This is a genomic window from Mesorhizobium sp. M0296, assembly GCF_040321675.1.
GTDB lineage: Bacteria > Pseudomonadota > Alphaproteobacteria > Rhizobiales > Rhizobiaceae > Mesorhizobium.
Map to the genome: position 1 here is coordinate 62,238 of NZ_JAMYRZ010000022.1, position 16,888 is coordinate 79,125.

The 16,888-nt window shown below is 62.8% G+C and carries 18 protein-coding genes; 15 read left to right on the forward strand and 3 right to left on the reverse strand.

The window, feature by feature from the left end:
* Window positions 1-31: 31 nt before the first annotated feature.
* The 5 genes from NKI97_RS21105 to NKI97_RS21125 all read left to right on the forward strand — a co-directional run bounded on the left by NKI97_RS21105 (window position 32) and on the right by NKI97_RS21125 (window position 5,443).
* On the forward strand, window positions 32-1,042 hold the full coding sequence (locus NKI97_RS21105) for a DUF4424 domain-containing protein (RefSeq protein ID WP_352539564.1): 1,011 nt from the start codon (window positions 32-34) through the stop codon (window positions 1,040-1,042).
* Window positions 1,042-1,560 carry a dihydrofolate reductase gene (locus NKI97_RS21110; protein WP_352836396.1) on the forward strand — a complete coding sequence of 173 codons (519 nt, stop codon included), beginning with the start codon at window positions 1,042-1,044 and terminating at the stop codon, window positions 1,558-1,560. The genes NKI97_RS21105 and NKI97_RS21110 overlap by 1 nt, the downstream gene beginning before the upstream one ends.
* Window positions 1,561-1,722: 162 nt before the next feature.
* The gene (gene hflK / locus NKI97_RS21115; protein WP_023676693.1) at window positions 1,723-2,817 is read left to right on the forward strand and encodes an FtsH protease activity modulator HflK; all 1,095 of its coding nucleotides are present in this window, start codon (window positions 1,723-1,725) and stop codon (window positions 2,815-2,817) included.
* On the forward strand, window positions 2,817-3,779 hold the full coding sequence (gene hflC / locus NKI97_RS21120; RefSeq protein ID WP_023676692.1) for a protease modulator HflC: 963 nt from the start codon (window positions 2,817-2,819) through the stop codon (window positions 3,777-3,779). Before hflK ends, hflC begins: the two co-directional genes overlap by 1 nt.
* A gap of 146 nt (window positions 3,780-3,925) precedes the next feature.
* A complete protein-coding gene (locus tag NKI97_RS21125) occupies window positions 3,926-5,443 on the forward strand; it encodes a DegQ family serine endoprotease (protein ID WP_352450068.1) in 1,518 nt (505 codons plus the stop codon).
* 47 nt (window positions 5,444-5,490) lie between these two features.
* On the opposite strand, the gene NKI97_RS21130 is transcribed toward NKI97_RS21125, so the two are convergent.
* Together NKI97_RS21130 and serB are read right to left on the reverse strand one after the other, a co-directional pair.
* Window positions 5,491-6,063 carry a GNAT family N-acetyltransferase gene (locus tag NKI97_RS21130; RefSeq protein WP_023676690.1) on the reverse strand — a complete coding sequence of 191 codons (573 nt, stop codon included), beginning with the start codon at window positions 6,061-6,063 and terminating at the stop codon, window positions 5,491-5,493.
* Complete coding sequence (gene serB / locus NKI97_RS21135; protein WP_352450067.1) at window positions 6,060-6,947, reverse strand: phosphoserine phosphatase SerB; 888 nt, start codon at window positions 6,945-6,947, stop codon at window positions 6,060-6,062. The genes NKI97_RS21130 and serB overlap by 4 nt, the downstream gene beginning before the upstream one ends.
* Between serB and miaA the strand changes: the two genes are divergently transcribed.
* The 3 genes from miaA to NKI97_RS21150 all read left to right on the forward strand — a co-directional run bounded on the left by miaA (window position 6,937) and on the right by NKI97_RS21150 (window position 9,323).
* Complete coding sequence (gene miaA / locus NKI97_RS21140) at window positions 6,937-7,905, forward strand: tRNA (adenosine(37)-N6)-dimethylallyltransferase MiaA (protein WP_352836438.1); 969 nt, start codon at window positions 6,937-6,939, stop codon at window positions 7,903-7,905. The genes serB and miaA overlap by 11 nt on opposite strands.
* Before the next feature lie 104 nt (window positions 7,906-8,009).
* Entirely contained in the window at window positions 8,010-8,804 is a 795-nt protein-coding gene (locus NKI97_RS21145) for a GGDEF domain-containing protein (protein ID WP_352471623.1), read from the forward strand.
* Between the two features lie 132 nt (window positions 8,805-8,936).
* Entirely contained in the window at window positions 8,937-9,323 is a 387-nt protein-coding gene (locus tag NKI97_RS21150; protein WP_352471649.1) for an ester cyclase, read from the forward strand.
* A 36-nt stretch (window positions 9,324-9,359) separates the two neighbouring features.
* Here the strand turns inward: NKI97_RS21150 and NKI97_RS21155 are convergent, their stop codons facing one another.
* Window positions 9,360-11,186 (reverse strand): ATP-binding protein, encoded by a 1,827-nt coding sequence (locus NKI97_RS21155; protein WP_352836400.1) that lies wholly within the window; start codon window positions 11,184-11,186, stop codon window positions 9,360-9,362.
* Between the two features lie 150 nt (window positions 11,187-11,336).
* Between NKI97_RS21155 and NKI97_RS21160 the strand changes: the two genes are divergently transcribed.
* From NKI97_RS21160 to ilvN, 7 genes are all read left to right on the forward strand, one after another.
* Window positions 11,337-11,903, forward strand: coding sequence for a helix-turn-helix domain-containing protein (locus tag NKI97_RS21160; protein ID WP_352644866.1), 567 nt, complete (start codon window positions 11,337-11,339; stop codon window positions 11,901-11,903).
* 1 nt (window position 11,904) lies between these two features.
* A complete protein-coding gene (locus NKI97_RS21165) occupies window positions 11,905-12,216 on the forward strand; it encodes a hypothetical protein (RefSeq protein ID WP_352836403.1) in 312 nt (103 codons plus the stop codon).
* Window positions 12,217-12,237: 21 nt separating this feature from the next.
* On the forward strand, window positions 12,238-12,765 hold the full coding sequence (locus NKI97_RS21170) for a GNAT family N-acetyltransferase (RefSeq protein ID WP_352836406.1): 528 nt from the start codon (window positions 12,238-12,240) through the stop codon (window positions 12,763-12,765).
* Between the two features lie 231 nt (window positions 12,766-12,996).
* On the forward strand, window positions 12,997-13,638 hold the full coding sequence (locus NKI97_RS21175) for a hypothetical protein (RefSeq protein WP_352836409.1): 642 nt from the start codon (window positions 12,997-12,999) through the stop codon (window positions 13,636-13,638).
* A 39-nt stretch (window positions 13,639-13,677) separates the two neighbouring features.
* A complete protein-coding gene (locus tag NKI97_RS21180; RefSeq protein ID WP_352836411.1) occupies window positions 13,678-14,145 on the forward strand; it encodes a PcfJ domain-containing protein in 468 nt (155 codons plus the stop codon).
* 352 nt (window positions 14,146-14,497) lie between these two features.
* The gene (locus NKI97_RS21185) at window positions 14,498-16,249 is read left to right on the forward strand and encodes an acetolactate synthase 3 large subunit (RefSeq protein ID WP_352644617.1); all 1,752 of its coding nucleotides are present in this window, start codon (window positions 14,498-14,500) and stop codon (window positions 16,247-16,249) included.
* 66 nt (window positions 16,250-16,315) lie between these two features.
* Entirely contained in the window at window positions 16,316-16,888 is a 573-nt protein-coding gene (ilvN, locus tag NKI97_RS21190) for an acetolactate synthase small subunit (RefSeq protein ID WP_023676680.1), read from the forward strand.

Consider the following 16,888-nt stretch of genomic DNA (forward strand, 5'->3'; position numbering starts at 1 on the left):
TCATGTTGGCATTCTCGCCGGGGGAGTTTCCATGTTCCGTTACGTCCTGACCGCAGCCTTGGCGCTCTCGGCTACGCCTGCGCTCGCCAATGATTCGGTGGCCGAACTCGGCACTGGTGGGCTGATCCTTTCGCGCAGCGATGCGGTGGCGATGGAAAGCGAGGATCTCTACATCTCGCCGGAAAAAGTGATGGTCGATTACGTCTTCCGCAACAACACCGACAAGGATGTCGATGCGATCGTCGCCTTTCCGATGCCCGACATCGAAGGCGACCCCGAAGAAATACCGGCGATTCCGGAGGCACAGAGCGACAATTTCCTCGGCTTCGAAGTGACGATCGACGGGGTACCGGCAAAGCCGCAGCTCGAGCAGAAGGTGTTCGCGCTCGGCATCGACATCGGCGCTGACCTGAAGGCGCAGGGCGTGCCGTTCTATCCGTTCGGCGATGCGGCCAAGGCAGCGCTGGCAAAGCTGCCGCAAGCGGTCGCCGACGACTGGGTCAACCGCGGCATCATCATCGAGGACACTGCCGACGACGGTTCGGGCATGAAGACCGTCTATACGCCGTTCTGGCAATTGCGCTCGACCTATTGGTGGCGCTCGACGTTTCCGGCCAACAAGGCGGTCCATGTCTCGCATCGCTACAAGCCGAGCGTCGGCGGCACCTCCTCGGTCAGCTTCTTCTATGACGGCCAGTTCCAGGGTCAGTATGCCGCCTACAAGACACGCTACTGCATGGACGATGCCTTCGAGAATGCCGTGCGCAAGGCAGCCAAGGACGATCCCGACGGCTACCCCAAATATTTCGAGAACCGCATCGCCTATATCCTGACCACGGGCGGCAACTGGGCGTCGGGAAACATCGGCAGTTTCAAGCTGACCGTCGACAAGGGCGATGCGAAGAACCTGGTCTCGTTTTGCGGCGAAAACGTCAGGAAGATCGGACCGACGACGTTCGAGATGAAGGCGCAGAACTTCTACCCCGAGCACGATATCGACATATTGCTGCTGGAGCCATCCGATGGCGGAAACGGCGGCTGATGGACCTCGCGATTTATGTCGCCATCGCCGAGAACGGCGTGATCGGGCGCGAGGGTGGGTTGCCGTGGCGGCTGTCCACCGATCTCAAGCGGTTCAAAGCCGATACGATGGGCAAGCCCATCATCATGGGCCGCAAGACCTATGAAGGCATCGGCCGCCCATTGCCGGGCAGGCTCAACATCGTGGTGACACGAGACAGGGCATGGCGCGCCGAGGGCGTCGAAGTCGCGCACTCGATCGAGGACGCAATCGCGCTGGCGACGGTGCGCGGGCGCTGCATGGCCGGCGCCGACGAGATCTGCGTCATCGGCGGCGGCGAGATCTACGCTCAGGCGCTGCCGTTGGCCGATCGGCTGCACGTGACCCATGTTCTGGCCGCGGGCGACGGCGATGCCCATTTCCCGCCGATCGATCCGGCGCTGTGGCGGATCGTCCGCTCGCAGGAGGTGGAGGCTGGCGAAAAGGACAGCCATGCGACACGCTATTCGGTTTACGAGCGGCGCCGCGACGTGCATTGAAGGCGACAAAGGGGTCGCGACAGGTCTAGATGGACCCAAAAGGCGGACAGTGGCGGCAGCCGATCGCGTTGAAAGCGTGCCGCTGCATCCCTATAGAATAATAATATTGGATTTTGCGCCGGTGAGCCGGCGCTTGAGGGAATTCCAAGCGAAAGGACATTCATGCCCTGGAACGACAAGAGCGGCGGCGGCGGCCCGTGGGGCGGCGGCAACAATCAGGGGCCTTGGGGTCAGGGACCAAAAGGACCCAGCGGCCCGCAGGGCTCGCCTCCCGATCTCGAGGATATCATCCGGCGCGGGCAGGACAGGTTGCGGCGCGCGCTGCCGGGCGGCGGTGGCGCGAGCCCTGCCGTGTTCGGGCTGATTGCCGCGGCGCTGGTGGTGCTATGGGCGTTCAAGGCGGTCTACACCGTGCAGCCCGACGAAGTTGCGGTGGAACTCAGGTTCGGCAAGCCGAAGGCGGAGCTGTCGCAGCCTGGCCTGCATTTCCATTGGTGGCCCATCGAAACGGTCGAGACCGCCAACATCGCCGAGCAGCTTGTCAGTATCGGCGGCGGCAGTTCCAGCGGCAATGGCCTGATGCTTTCCGGCGACCAGAACATCGTCAATGTGCAGTTCTCTGTGGCCTATCAGGTCTCCGACCCTAAGGCCTATCTGTTCGACGTGTCCGACCCGGACGGCATGCTGCAGCAGGTCGCCGAAAGCGCGATGCGCGAAGCGGTCGGCCGGCGCCCGGCGCAAGACATTTTCCGCGACGACCGGCAAGGCATCGCGGCGTCGGTGCGTGAGATCATCCAGACGACGCTGGACGGTTACAAGGCCGGCCTCAACGTCAACGCCATTTCGATCGAGGACGCCGCGCCACCGCGCGAGGTGGCAGACGCGTTCGACGAGGTGCAGCGCGCCGAGCAGGACGAGGACAAGTTCGTCGAGCAGGCCAATCAGTATTCCAATCAGAAGCTCGGCCAGGCACGCGGTGCGGCCGCACAGATCCGCGAAGACGCGGCCGCCTACAAAAACCGGGTCGTGCAGGAGGCCGAAGGCGAGGCGCAGCGCTTCATCTCGGTTTATGACGAATATGCCAAGGCGCCGGAGGTGACGCGCAAGCGACTCTACCTGGAAACGATGGAGAGGGTGCTGAAGGATTCGAGCAAGGTCATCGTCGAGCAAGGCAACGGGCAAGGGGTCGTTCCCTACCTGCCGCTGCCGGCATTGCAGCAGAAGGCGCCGGCACCGGCCACCGGAGGAAACCAGTGATGGCCAACCGTCTTCCCGTCATTGCGGTCATCGCCGCGGTCATCCTGTTCCTGCTCTATTCGTCGGTCTTCGTCGTCAATGCGCGCCAGCAGGCGCTGGTGCTCAGGTTCGGCGAAATCGTCGACGTCAAGAACCAGCCGGGCATCTATTTCAAGGCGCCATTCTCCTTCTTCGATGCCGACACCGTCCAGCTGATCGAAAACAGGGTCCTGCGCTTCGACCTCGACAACATCCGTGTCCAGGTTTCGGGCGGCAAATTCTATGAGGTCGATGCCTTTATCGCCTATCGTATCTCGGACCCGCGTGTGTTCCGCGCCGCGGTCTCCGGCCAGATCGAACTGGCCGAGGCCCGGCTGAGGACGCGTCTCGACGCTGCCTTGCGCCGCGTCTACGGCCTGCGCGACTTCGAGGCGGCACTCTCGGAAGAGCGCGCGGTGATGATGCGCGAGGTGCGCGATCAACTGAGGCCCGATGCCACCTCGCTTGGCCTGCAGATCGAGGATGTCCGCATCCGCCGCACCGATCTCACGGCCGAAGTCTCGCAGCAGACCTTCGACCGCATGAAGGCCGAACGTCTCGCCGAAGCCGAGCGGCTGAGAGCGCGCGGCAACGAGGCAGCGCAGCGGATCAGGGCTCGCGCCGATCGCGAAGTGGTCGAAATCGTCGCCGAAGCGCAAAAAGAGTCTGAAATCCTGCGCGGTGAAGGTGAAGCCCAGCGCAGTGCCACGTTTGCCGGGGCCTATCAGCGCGATCCGGCCTTCTTCGATTTCTATCGGTCGATGAATGCCTATGGCACGGCGCTGAACAGCGCCGGAACGACGATGGTGCTGTCGCCGAATTCCGAGTTCTTCCGCTTCTTCCGTGACCCGGACAGCAAGGAAACGCCTGTGGCACCGGCGGCACCAGCGCCAGCACCTGCCGCTCCCGCCCCACCGGCAGCGCAGCCAAGCACCGGCCAGTAGGGCCGGTGCAGGGATAGCCGGCGTAACGGAGGATTTATCCTCTGGCGGTAGCCATAGCCGCAAACGTGCCTTATTTCTTGCCAACATGACGCGGACCGGCATTTTTGCCGAAGCGGTTTTTTTTCAGAACACCCGGAGGCCTTTCGATGACATCCACCACCCTTCTGCGTGCAGCGAGGCGGACGTTCATCGCCGGGGCCGCTGCGCTTCTGGTCGGCGCCGTTGCCGTTCCGTCGTTCGTGGCGCCGACGATGGCAGCCGACGGGCCGCCCTCGGTTGCCGATCTCGCCGCCGGCCTGCTTGGCGCCGTGGTCAACATCTCGACGTCGCAGACTGTTAAAGGCACTGAGGGGCCGGGCGCAGTGCCGATGCCGCAGCTGCCGGAGGGCTCGCCCTTCCAGGACTTCTTCGACGATTTCTTCAAGAACCGTGGCGGCGACAAGGGCGGCGGCGGGCAAAAGGTGCAGTCGCTGGGCTCCGGCTTCGTGGTCGACGCCGAGCAGGGCATCGTGGTGACCAACAACCACGTCATTGCCGATGCCGACGACATCGAGGTGAATTTCTCCGATGGGGTGACGCTCAAGGCGACGCTGGTCGGCACCGACACCAAGACCGATGTCGCGGTGCTGAAGGTCGATCCGAAAGGGCACAAGCTGACGGCGGTGAAGTTCGGCGATTCCAACACGATGCGTGTCGGCGACTGGGTGATGGCGATCGGCAATCCGTTCGGTCTCGGCGGCACGGTGACGGTCGGCATCGTCTCGGCACGCAATCGCGACATCAATTCCGGCCCGTATGACGACTTCATCCAGACCGATGCCGCGATCAACCGCGGCAATTCCGGCGGACCGCTGTTCAACAGCAGCGGCGAAGTCATCGGCATCAACACGGCAATCATCTCGCCATCGGGCGGCTCGATCGGCATCGGCTTCTCGATCCCGTCGCAGCTTGCCTCGGGCGTCGTCGACCAGCTTCGCCAGTTCGGCGAGACGCGGCGCGGCTGGCTCGGCGTGCGCATCCAGCCGGTGACCGACGACATTGCCGAAAGCCTGGGCATGGCGACCGCCAAGGGCGCGCTGGTCGCCGGCGTCATCAAGGGCGGGCCGGTCGACAACGGCACAATCCAGGCCGGCGACGTCATCATCAAATTCGACGGCAAGGACATCCATGAAATGCGCGACCTGCCGCGCGTCGTGGCGGAGAGCCCGGTCGGCAAGGCGGTCGACGTGATCATCGTGCGCAAAGGGGTCGAGCAGACCGTCAAGGTGACGCTCGGCCGGCTCGAGGACGGCGAAAAGCTTGCCAGCGGCGGTGAAAACGGCAACACCGACCAGGACGATGCCGACAAGGCGCCTGCGGTTTCGACGGCTGCCGTGCTCGGCATGACGATCGGCGAGCTCAATGAGGAGACGCGCACGAAGTTCGGCATTGCCGCCGACGTCTCCGGCGTCGTCGTGACCGACGTCGCCAAGGATTCGGCGGCTGCCGAACGCGGCATCCAGCCGGGCGAAGTGATCACCGAGATCGCGCAGGAATCGGTCGCAACGCCCAAGGACGTCATGGACCGGATCGGCGCGCTGAAGGAGCAGGGGCGCAAGAACGCGCTTTTGATGCTGGCGTCGAAGACCGGCGAGCTGAGGTTTGTGACAATCCGGATGGATTGAGTCCGGAAGAGCCTGCCACACTCTGATCTTGAAACGAAAAAGGGCGGCTAGCGGGCCGCCCTTTTTCTTGCCTGCCAGTCTGTGCGTGGCAGCCTGTAGAAGACATGTCGCCTGAGTGCGGTGTGGCTGTCCGGAACACCGGGATGGTCGAAGTCGGAGGCCGGGTCGGCGATCATGCCCAGGCGCTCCATGACGGCAGTGGACCGGCTGTTATCCTTGACTGCGAAGGACACGATTTCGTCGAGGCCAAGTCTTTCAAAGCCATAGGTCAGCCAGGCTTCGGCTGCTTCGGTGACATAGCCGCGGCCCCAGAATTCGGGTGCCAGCCGCCAGCCGATCTCGATCGTGCCGGGCGGCAGGAATGGCAAATGATCGGTTCGGGTTATGCCGACGAAGCCGATGCATTCACCTGTGGCTGCGATCTCAGCGGCCGCGAAGCCGAAGCCGTCGCGATCGATAGCCGCGCGCAACTCCTCCATCTTGGCGTCCGACTGGGCACGGTCGCGCCGAAACGGAAAGAATTCCATGACGCGCTCGTCGGAATTGATGCGATGGAAGAGCTCGCGGTCACGATCTCCCCAGTTGCGCAGGATCAGGCGCTCGGTGCGGATCGGCGTCATTCGACAAATTCCTCCCGGCGATAACCCTGCAGATAAAGCAAGGCGGTGAGGTCGCCGTGGTCGATGCGGATCTTTGCCTCGGCTGCCACGGCCGGCTTGGCATGCAAGGCGACGCCGATGCCGGCAAGACGGATCATGTCGAGATCGTTGGCGCCGTCGCCGACGGCAATGGCATCGGCAGGCGTCAGGCCGAGGCGGGCGGAAATCTCGATAAGGGCTTCGGCCTTGGCGGCGCGGCCGAGGATCGGTTCGGCGACCAAGCCGGTGAAGCGGCGATCCTGCTCGATCAGGCGGTTGGCGCGATTTTCGTGAAAGCCGAGCAATGCTGCGATGCGGGTGGTGAAGATGTCGAAACCACCGGAGATCAGCGCCGTCCAGGCGCCATTGGCCGCCATTGTCTGGACGAGCGTGCGGCCGCCGGAGGCTAGCGTCAGGCGATTGTCGATGATGCGGTCGATGATTGCGGCATCGAGACCCTTGAGCAGCGCCACGCGCTCGCGCAAGGCCGGCTCGAATGCGATCTCGCCGTTCATGGATAGCGCCGTGATGGCGGCGACGCGATCCTTGACGCCGATCTCGTCGGCAAGCTCGTCGATGCACTCCTGGTCGATCATCGTCGAATCCATGTCGGCGATCAGGATCTTCTTGCGCCTGTTCTCAGCCGGCTGGACGGCCACGTCGATCGGTTCGGAAGCAAGCGCGGCCTGCAGGCGCGCCGTTATTTCGGAAGCGTCGGCGGTCTCCGGCAAGTCGAGTTCGCAGGCAATGCCTTCGGCCAGCCAGCGAACAGCGCTTGCGCCGACCGACCGCGAGGCCATATTCGCTAGCGTCGGCGTCAATGCGCGGCCGGCGGGATGGGATAGAAGCGTGGCGATCAGCGGCATCGAAAATTCCAGCGGACAGGCGGGCGAAGGCCGCGTGAAGAACGCGATCCTGATAGCCGGGCCGACCGCCAGCGGCAAGTCGGCGCTCGCACTCGACCTCGCCGAGCGCAATGGCGGTGTCATCGTCAACACCGATTCCATGCAAGGCTATTCGGTGCTCGACGTGCTGACGGCGCGGCCTGGTCCTGCCGAACTCGCCCGCGTCCCCCACTTTCTTTATGGACACGTCGATCCGTCCACCGCCTATTCCACCGGCGCCTGGTTGCGTGATGTCACGAAGCTGATCGACGACGGCACGCTCTCGGAGCGGCCAGTGATTTTCGTCGGCGGTACCGGGCTTTATTTCCGGGCGCTCACGGAAGGTATCTCGGAGATGCCCGACATTCCGAAGTCGATCCGCGATCGCTGGCGTTACGAGCTCCAGGAACAGGGCGCAGTGAGATTGCACCGCATCCTGTTGCGCGAGGATTCTGCGGCCGGCATGATGCTGAAGCCGACGGATGGCCAGCGCATCGTGCGGGCGCTGGAGGTGCTCGACGCGTCGGGGCGTTCCATCCTGGACTGGCAGGCCGCGCGTGGCCGGCCGTTGATCGACAGGAGCAGCGCGCGCTTTTTCGTCATCGAGCCGGAGCGAACGGCGCTGGTGGAGCGGATCGATGCTCGCTTCGACCGCATGCTGGACAAGGGGGCACTGGACGAGGTGAAACAGCTTTCAGCGCTCGGCCTCGATCCCGACCTGCCGGCGATGAAAGCAATCGGTGTTCGCGAGCTTCAGGCCGCGCTGGCCGGCGCCTTCAGTTTTCCCGAGGCCATCGAGCGCGCGAAAATCGCGACGCGGCAATATGCCAAACGGCAGGCGACCTGGTTCAGGCACCAATTGGGCCCGGAATGGCAGAGATTGCGTCCTGGTGAGGGGATCGACTCGATGCTCTCACTCCCTCCTTCGAGCGCAACCTGAAAAGTCGACACCGAGGGGACATTTCGCGTTGAAGTTGTCCAGGTTAACTGTCCGTAAGTTCCCGCATGCCATAAGATCGTTACGAACTTTCCAACGGGGAGCAGATGCGTTTCCACAAGGCGGAATCAGCCTTTTTCGTCTTTATTTTTGTGATCCTGGCCGCCGGCCTGGTGACGCTTTACGCCTATGGGCTCCTGCAAACCCTGGCCGCCGACATTAGCAATACGCCTTCGGAACTCGATGAAATCGTCTATCTCAACAAGCTGCTGTTTGCGACGGGCGTGCTGCTGGCGACTGCGCTGTTCTTCGGCATTTTCTTCATCTACCCGCTGATCCGAAAGCAGGCGACGGAAGAAGGCAAGCTGCGCGCCATGACCGTTTCGCTCAGCGCGCGTTCGGAGACGCTAGAGCATGCGGCGCTCACCGACAGCCTCACCGGCATGCAGAACCGGCGTTATTTCGACGATGCGCTGAAGGAATATCTCGAAGAGTTCCGTCGCATCGAGAAACCAGTAGGGCTGATGATCCTCGACCTCGACCATTTCAAGCAGGTCAACGACAGCCACGGCCACGATGTCGGCGACGAGGTGTTGCGGGCGGTCGCCAACTGTCTCAAGGACATGACACGCTATCACGACGTGGTGGCGCGCCTGGGCGGCGAGGAGTTCGCGGTGGTCACGCCCAATATGGACGCCGAGCTGCTATCCAAATTCGCGGAGCGCATCCGCAAGGCGATCGCCAACATGGCGGTGCTGACGGGCAATGTCCGACTGAAAATCACCACCAGCGTCGGGCTTGCCGTCTGGGATCGCAAGGAAACCGCCGAGGAGTTCTATCGCCGCGCCGATCGCCAGCTCTATGAGGCGAAGAGGCAAGGGCGCAACCGCGTCTGTGCCTGAAATTCCGTCATTGAATTCGTGATGCCGGCCGTCTGGTATCGTTTTCTGCGTTTCCGGTGCACGCAGACTGACGTCACCCAGTCAAGCCGAGATGCTGCCTTTGCGGGGCTTGCCGGAAATAGAGGTGTTGCCGTGACTAAATCCGATCTCTCCGGTCTTTACCGAGGCTATATTGCATGCCTGAACAAGCAGGATTGGCCAAATCTGGGGCGGTTTGTTCATGATGAAGTGACCCACAACGGTCGCAAGCTCGGATTGTCCGGCTATCTCGAAATGTTGGTGAGAGACTTCGACGAAATTCCGGACCTTTACTTCGACATTCAGCTATTGGTTGCCGATCCGCCTTATATAGCGAGCCGGCTAAGCTTCGACTGCGCGCCAAGGGGAACGTTCCTTGGGCTCGATGTAAGCGGGAAGAGAATTTCGTTTGCCGAGAACGTATTCTATGAGTTTCAGAGAGGGAAAATTCGCCAAGTGTGGTCAGTTATAGACAAGACAGCCATCGAAACTCAGCTTTGATATCTGCGAGCGCTGCCTAAAAGTCGCTCGGCTCAATCATTCTGGGGGGCGCAGGCCGAAGGTCGCCGGCTTGAGGCCGTAGCGCAAGTCGAAATCGTCGTTTCGCTGGGTGCGTGCGGCCGACGGCTTGCGATAGTCCGAATCGCCGGACTGCCGGCCCGGATCGACGACTTCCGCGAAAGGCATTGCCTGCTGTGATTTCGGCACGTTGCGCAGCCGTTCGACGATCGCCACGAGGTCGACCTCGTCGCCGGTTTCGGACCGCAAGGCGTCTGCGCGCTTGGCGGTGCCGGGGATCAAATCCTCGGAGAGCTTTTCGAACTTCATCCGCATCGTCGTCGCCACGCCTTCCCCGAAGGCAATGGCCTCGCGCTGGCCCATGGAAGACAGGAACGCCAGCGTCGAAGCCGAGGAGTCGGCGATCGCCGAGCGGATGATCGCCTGGTCCTGCTCGTTGGCGAGCCGCATGGCAAAGAACGTCGAGCACTGCGACAGGATGGTCGGGTCGAGTTCGCCCGGGCGCTGGGTGACGACGCCGAGATAACAGCCATATTTGCGGCCTTCCTTGGCGATGCGCGACAGCGCGTGCCGCGTCGGCGCGAAACCGAGGCGCGGATCGGCCGGCATATAGCGATGCGCTTCCTCGCACAGGAAGAGCAGCCGCAGACGGCCTTCGCTCCACAACGCCAGGTCGAAGGCCAGCCGCGCCAGCACCGAGCATACGGAATTGACCACCTCGGACGGCATGCCGGCCATTTCGAAGCAGGTCACAGGGCGGCCGTGATGCGGCACGCGGAAGATGTTGCCGATCGTCTCGTGGATGGTGTCCTCGATCAGGCGCGAGTTGAACATGAAACGGTAGCGCGGATCGGATGCCGCCGATTCGATACGTGTCTTCAGTGACCTGAGCGTCGGGCGATCGTTCTTGCTTTCCAGCAATCCCATGCGTTCGTCGACCAGCTTGATGAGGTCGGCAATGCGATAGGGCACCGGCGCGTCGGCGGTCAGCACATCGGTGCTGCGCCGTAGATAGTTGCCGGAGTTCGGATTGCGGTAGAGGTTCTTGGCCGCGGGAATGAGATCGCGCAAGGCGTCGACCTCTTCCGGAACCGTCTCGCGGCCGCGAAACAGCACCTCGGCAAATTCCTCGAGCTTGAACATCCAGAAGGGCAGGTCGAGCGTCGTCGAATCGACCCTGACGCAATATTCGGGCAACGACGCGGCGAACTCGTTGTGTGGATCGAGGATGAGCACGCGCAGGTCGGGCCGGGCGGCGATCGATTTGCGCAAGAGCAGCGACACGGCGGTCGATTTGCCAACCCCGGTGGTGCCGACAATGGCGAAATGGCGCGCCAGCGTATCGTCGATGGCGATATTGGCGTCGATGGCCTCGTCCTGCGACAGCGTGCCGATGGTGATCGAATGACGACCGGCGAGATCGTAGACGGCCTGCAGGTCGCGGCTGCGGATACGATGGGCAATGGCGCCGATATGCGGGTAGGTTGTGATGCCACGGTCGAAGATCGGCTTCGCGCCGGGTTCGGCACCGTCGCGCACCTCGCCGATCAATTCGATGCTGACCTCGATCGGATTCTGGCCCTCGCTGCTCCAGGCACGATCCGACTTGCCGATTTCATAGACCAGGCCGACGGTTCGTGATGTACCGAGATTGATCGAGATCATCTTGCCGACGCTCCACAGGCCGGTGACCGTGCCTTCGATATCGTCGGCATAGGCGCTGATGGTGGCGCGCGCGCCGTCGCATTGCACGACATTGCCCAGAATGCGCTTGTCGTTCTGCTCCGCCCTGCGGCGCTCCAGCAAAGTCGGTTCCCCAATGGAGCCTTCGCGTTCAACGAGCATGGACACGCCGATCCCTTTTCCCAAGCGATGAGCCTAGGCGAACGGGGTTAAGGTGGGATGAGGCCGGATGGTTTAGCGGACATTAAGGAGTTTGCGAAAAATGGATGAAACGGCCGTTGCTCCGTAGAAAAATTTCGATATATTGGATTAATGGATGATATAGCGAACGACATCTCCTCGACCATCGGCAGACGAATACATGCCGAAAGAGTGGCTCGAGGCTGGTCCCTGGCAGAGCTGGCGGAGCGGTCCGATGTTTCGAAAGCCATGCTGAGCACGGTAGAACGCGGCATGACCAGCCCGACGGCGGCACTCCTTGTGCGCATTGCGGCCGCCTTCGGCATGACGCTGTCCACATTGATCGCAAGGGCGGAATTGCAGGGCGGTGGCCTGCTTCGCGAACGTGACCAGCCGCTCTGGCGCGATCCGGCTACGGGTTATGTGCGGCGGCATCTTTCGCCGGTCTCCGACATACCCCTCGAACTGATCCGGATCCAGTTGCCGGCCGGCGCCAAGGTAAGTTTCCCGGCGGCGTCCTATGCCTTCATCAGGCAACAGATATGGCTGATCTCCGGGCGGCTGGAATTCACCGAGGGGGACATCGTTCACCGGCTCGAACCCGGCGACTGCCTGGCACTCGGCGCGCCATCCGATTGCGTCTTTCACGCTCCGGGGCCGGACGCCGCCGACTATCTGGTTGCGTTGGCCAGGAGCTGAGGTGAAGGCGCGCCGTCCGAAACGCTCCGACAATGGCGGTCCGCCGTTCGACGACTATAACGGTCCGCCCTGGGGCAAGGGTGAGCCCTATGTGTTTCTTGCCTGGCGGACCGCCCATGCCCAGGCATGGAAAGTGCCGAGCCGCGAGATCATGCTGATGCGGCTGGACAAGGCCGAGCGGCTGGGCCTGACCTATGAGGAATACACGCTCGAACTGCTGGAACGCGGGCGACATCTGCAAGAGGAAGACGCCGATCGCATCGCGGAAATCCGGCGGGCCAGGAAGCGGAAGCGGATCAGTCATTTCGATTGACGGACGGCGCAGGGGAACCACATGAGTTCGATCGAAATCAGGCCACTCACCACGACTGACGGAACGCAAAAAATGCTGGCGGATCTGCTGATCGGGACAGTCGCTGCCGGCGGCTCGGTCAGCTTTATGCATCCGCTGGCGCCGGAGATGGCCGCGGCCTTCTGGAACAGGTCGCTTCATGCGGCCGCCAGGGGCGAAAGGGCGGTGCTTGGGGCCTGGAACGGCGAGGCTCTGGTCGGCACCGTCACCTTGCTGCTCGACTGCCCTCCCAACCAGCCGCACCGGGCCGAGATCGCCAAGCTGATGACCCGCCTCGATTATCGCGGCAAGGGCATCGCAACCCGCTTGATGGAGGCGGCGGAAGCCGTTGCCGTGGAGAAAGGCCGCACGCTGTTGGTCCTCGACACGGCAAAAGAGGAGGGGGCTTCCGGGCTCTATGAAAAGCTCGGCTTCACGCTGGCCGGCGAAATACCGGATTATGCGCTGAAGCCGCATGGCGGGCTGACAGGCACCCTCATCTACTGGAAACGCGTCGGCCGGACACGCTGATGGCGACAACGATGCACCTTTGCAACACCAGTCAGACCATCGCGGGCATGGAAAGAATAGCTCTTGCGTCAAATTGGCGGCGAGCTTAGAGAAGCCGCCCATTCTGATCCGTCGTCCTGAAAGGAGACCTGTCAATGACCCGGCGATCCAGATCGACACATTCCGTGCCGACGCTGGAATTGCGTGCGGCCGACAGGGTTCCAATCAGGAAGAACGGCCATGGCAAAGTCCATGATCCAGCGCAGGCAGGATGCCGAGCGCGAACGCATTGAAGCATACGCCGTAACGCTGCGGCGGGTTTTTCCCGTCCCGCGTCCCGCTCCGGATTTCGAGCGGGCGCTCGACGAGGCACGTCGGGGCTTTGCCGGCATGGCGATCCGCGACGGCGCGCTGTGGCGTCCAAAGCTGAAGACGCGCGACCCCGCGCGGCTGCGGCTGGCCGCGGCGCGTCATCTCTATGCGCGCTACCCGGTTACAGCCGCGCTCGAGGGGATCTGGCTGGACAGCTCGGGGTTGAATGCCGGCGAGATTGCGCTTCGCAAGGCTTGGTATATCGCAGTGGCGCGTGGTGACTCGCTTTACAAGGCGGGCGCCTGTGCGTGGCTGTCTCGCAAGGAGGTGCATTGCTTCTTGAACTTGCCCGGCGATTTCACGTTCGACGAGGCATTTTGGGTGGCGATCGTCCGGTCCTACACGGATGATTCCGGGTTGGCGGCCCGACTTGCCAAGTCGAAAATCGCGCGCACGCCACGTAACGATCTGGCCTTCTGGCGCGAGGTGACACGGTTCTTCTGCGGGCAACCCGCGTCGAAGGAGGAGATCGACGATCTATGCGACTATATCGGCGCCGTGCACCAGCGCGATGCGGCGTAAAGCCTGAAGGGTCGCACGCTCGCCTCGCTGCGTCGGCAGATGCTGGAATGGCATCGAGACATTGCCGCGATCGAACGCATCGAGGCAATGCGCCGCCGCGCTGCCGGGCGGGCCACGCGTACTGCCGGGACGCAGTCGCAGGGTCGCGCCTGGGACGGCTCGCGCCTCGACGACTGGGACTGGCAGCCGTCGACCAAAGAGGCAAGGGCGCATGGCGAGCGTTTCTTCATCCGTCAGTTGAAGACAGCCGAGGATCTGGTCGCCGAGAGCCGGGCGATGCATCATTGCGTCTCGATATACGCGGCCAAATGCATCGCCGGCAATGCCTCGATCTGGGTGCTGCGGCGCTCGGCGCTCGGCAAGATCGAGCGGTTGCTGACGATCGAACTCGACCCGCAAAACCGTGCGGTGCAGGTGCGCGGTTTCGGCAACCGTCTCGCCTCTCTCGAGGAGCGCAAGATCATCGAGCGCTGGGCCAAGGCGAGGGGTGTGGTGCTCTGCGCCTGAAACGGAAGACCCGCGCGACGGAAAGGCCGCGCGGGTGCACAATGGGCGGATGTGCCGACGTCAGGCCAAGTGCACATTCGCCGTTGACAGCGGCGTCAAACCAATTCTATTGTCCGCCACCATGAAAAAGGCACTCATTCTCGTAGGAAAGCGCGTGGGCAAGGCGGTGTAACCGCCGGGCGATGACCTCCCATGCGCAAGACACAGGCTCCCTCGGGGGCCTTTTTTATTGCCCGAAATACGACTAAACGACCAGCAATCGCCAGATGGCGAACAGTACGGGACCAGACCGATGAGCAGTGGACAGAATGAGCGGCGCGAAATGCCAAGAACTGAAATGCCAAGGAGCGAAATGACGGGCGCCGAAATGGTGGTGCAGGCGCTGAAGGACAACGGCGTCAAGCATGTTTTCGGCTATCCGGGCGGCGCGGTTCTGCCAATCTACGATGAAATCTTCCAGCAGGACGAGGTCGAGCACATCCTCGTCCGCCATGAGCAGGGCGCGGGCCATGCGGCGGAAGGCTATGCGCGCTCGACCGGCAAGGCCGGCGTCATGCTGGTGACCTCAGGGCCGGGCGCCACCAATGCGGTGACGCCATTGCAGGACGCGCTGATGGATTCGATCCCGCTGGTCTGCCTGACCGGCCAGGTGCCGACTTCGCTGATCGGCTCGGATGCGTTCCAGGAGTGCGACACGGTCGGCATCACGCGGCCCTGCACCAAGCACAACTGGCTGGTGAAGGACGTCAACGAGCTCGCGGCAACGATCCACGAGGCCTTCCATGTGGCAACCACAGGGCGCCCCGGTCCGGTCGTCGTCGACATTCCGAAGGACGTGCAGTTCGCCAAGGGTATCTATGTCCCGCCGCAGACGGCGCCGCGCACCAGCTACCAACCGAAGGTCCAGGGCGATCTGGAAAAGATCAAGGCGGCGGTCGAGCTGATGGCCGGCGCCAGGAAGCCGATCATCTATTCGGGCGGCGGCGTCATCAATTCCGGCCCGGAGGCGAGCCATTTGCTGCGCGAGCTGGTCGACCTCACCGGCTTTCCCATCACCTCGACGCTGATGGGCCTCGGCGCCTATCCGGCGTCGGGCAAGAACTGGATGGGCATGCTCGGCATGCACGGCACGTATGAAGCGAACATGGCGATGCACGATTGCGACGTCATGCTCTGCATCGGCGCGCGCTTCGACGACCGCATCACCGGGCGGCTGACGGCGTTTTCGCCGAATTCGAAGAAGATCCACATCGACATCGACCCGTCGTCGATCAACAAGAACGTCCACACCGACGTGCCGATCATCGGCGATGTCGGGCGTGTGCTGGAGGATCTGGTGCGGCTGTGGCGGGCAACCGCCAAGGCCGACAAGAAAGCGCTTCACCCGTGGTGGGAGCAGATTGCCAAATGGCGCGCGCGCGATTCGCTCGCCTACAAGATGAACCACGAGGTGATCATGCCGCAATATGCCGTCCAGCGGCTCTATGCGCTGACCAAGGACCTCGACACCTACATCACCACCGAGGTCGGCCAGCATCAGATGTGGGCGGCACAGCACTATCATTTCGAGAAGCCGAACCGCTGGATGACCTCCGGCGGACTGGGCACGATGGGCTACGGCCTGCCGGCCGCGCTCGGCGTGCAGATCGCGCACCCGGATGCGCTGGTCATCGATATCGCCGGCGACGCCTCGGTGCAGATGACGATGCAGGAGATGAGCGCCGCGGTGCAGCACGAGGCGCCGATCAAGATCTTCATCCTCAACAACCAATATATGGGCATGGTGCGGCAGTGGCAGCAGCTGCTGCACGGCAACCGGCTGTCGCACTCCTATACCGAGGCGATGCCGGATTTCGTCAAGCTCGCCGAAGCCTATGGCGGCCACGGCATTCGCTGCGACAAGCCGGACGAGCTCGACGACGCCATCAAGGAGATGATAGCGGTCAAGAAGCCCGTCCTGTTCGACTGCCGCGTGGCGACGCTCGCCAACTGCTTCCCGATGATCCCGTCCGGCAAGGCGCATAACGAGATGCTGTTGCCGGACGAGGCGACGGACGAAGCTGTGGCCAACGCGATCGACGCCAAGGGCAGGGAACTGGTGTAGTCTGGTTGGAGGAAGCTGTGCGGAAACAGCAGATTAGCGCAAAAGTTTGAAATCGAGATTTATGTCATGAACGCACAGTTGCAACCGACCGGCTCCGCCTATTTCATCGCCAAGGAGACGGAAAAACCAGAGAACCACACGCTTTCGGTCCTGGTCGACAACGAGCCGGGCGTGCTTGCGCGGGTCATCGGCCTGTTTTCCGGACGTGGCTACAACATCGAGAGCCTGACGGTCTCGGAAACCGAGCACGAAAAGCACCTGTCGCGCATCACCATCGTGACGCGCGGCACGCCGCACGTGCTGGAGCAGATCAAGCACCAGCTCGAGCGCATCGTGCCGGTGCACCGCGTCGTCGATCTCACCGTGCGGTCGCAGGAATTCGGACAAGAGCGGCCACTGGAGCGGGAACTCGCGCTGGTCAAGGTCGCCGGCACCGGCGAAGCCCGCGTCGAGGCGCTCCGGCTCGCCGATGCATTCCGCGCCAGCGTCATCGATGCCAACACCGAGCATTTCATCTTCGAGATCACCGGCAAGGGCTCCAAGCTCGATCAGTTCATCGCCATCATGAAACCGCTCGGGCTAGTTGAAATCTGCCGTACCGGAGTGGCGGCGATGAACCGCGGCCCACAAGGGATGTGA

Excerpts from the sequence above, each read along its gene's own strand:
- NKI97_RS21105 (WP_352539564.1), top strand. The coding sequence starts at position 32 with ATGTTCCGTTACGTCCTGACCGCAGCCTTGGCGCTCTCGGCTACGCCT.
- NKI97_RS21110 (WP_352836396.1), top strand. The coding sequence starts at position 1,042 with ATGGACCTCGCGATTTATGTCGCCATCGCCGAGAACGGCGTGATCGGG.
- hflK (WP_023676693.1), top strand. The coding sequence starts at position 1,723 with ATGCCCTGGAACGACAAGAGCGGCGGCGGCGGCCCGTGGGGCGGCGGC.
- hflC (WP_023676692.1), top strand. The coding sequence starts at position 2,817 with ATGGCCAACCGTCTTCCCGTCATTGCGGTCATCGCCGCGGTCATCCTG.
- NKI97_RS21125 (WP_352450068.1), top strand. The coding sequence starts at position 3,926 with ATGACATCCACCACCCTTCTGCGTGCAGCGAGGCGGACGTTCATCGCC.
- NKI97_RS21130 (WP_023676690.1), bottom strand. The coding sequence starts at position 6,063 with ATGACGCCGATCCGCACCGAGCGCCTGATCCTGCGCAACTGGGGAGAT.
- serB (WP_352450067.1), bottom strand. The coding sequence starts at position 6,947 with ATGCCGCTGATCGCCACGCTTCTATCCCATCCCGCCGGCCGCGCATTG.
- NKI97_RS21145 (WP_352471623.1), top strand. The coding sequence starts at position 8,010 with ATGCGTTTCCACAAGGCGGAATCAGCCTTTTTCGTCTTTATTTTTGTG.
- NKI97_RS21155 (WP_352836400.1), bottom strand. The coding sequence starts at position 11,186 with ATGCTCGTTGAACGCGAAGGCTCCATTGGGGAACCGACTTTGCTGGAG.
- NKI97_RS21160 (WP_352644866.1), top strand. The coding sequence starts at position 11,337 with ATGGATGATATAGCGAACGACATCTCCTCGACCATCGGCAGACGAATA.
- NKI97_RS21170 (WP_352836406.1), top strand. The coding sequence starts at position 12,238 with ATGAGTTCGATCGAAATCAGGCCACTCACCACGACTGACGGAACGCAA.
- NKI97_RS21175 (WP_352836409.1), top strand. The coding sequence starts at position 12,997 with ATGATCCAGCGCAGGCAGGATGCCGAGCGCGAACGCATTGAAGCATAC.
- NKI97_RS21180 (WP_352836411.1), top strand. The coding sequence starts at position 13,678 with ATGCTGGAATGGCATCGAGACATTGCCGCGATCGAACGCATCGAGGCA.
- NKI97_RS21185 (WP_352644617.1), top strand. The coding sequence starts at position 14,498 with ATGACGGGCGCCGAAATGGTGGTGCAGGCGCTGAAGGACAACGGCGTC.
- ilvN (WP_023676680.1), top strand. The coding sequence starts at position 16,316 with ATGAACGCACAGTTGCAACCGACCGGCTCCGCCTATTTCATCGCCAAG.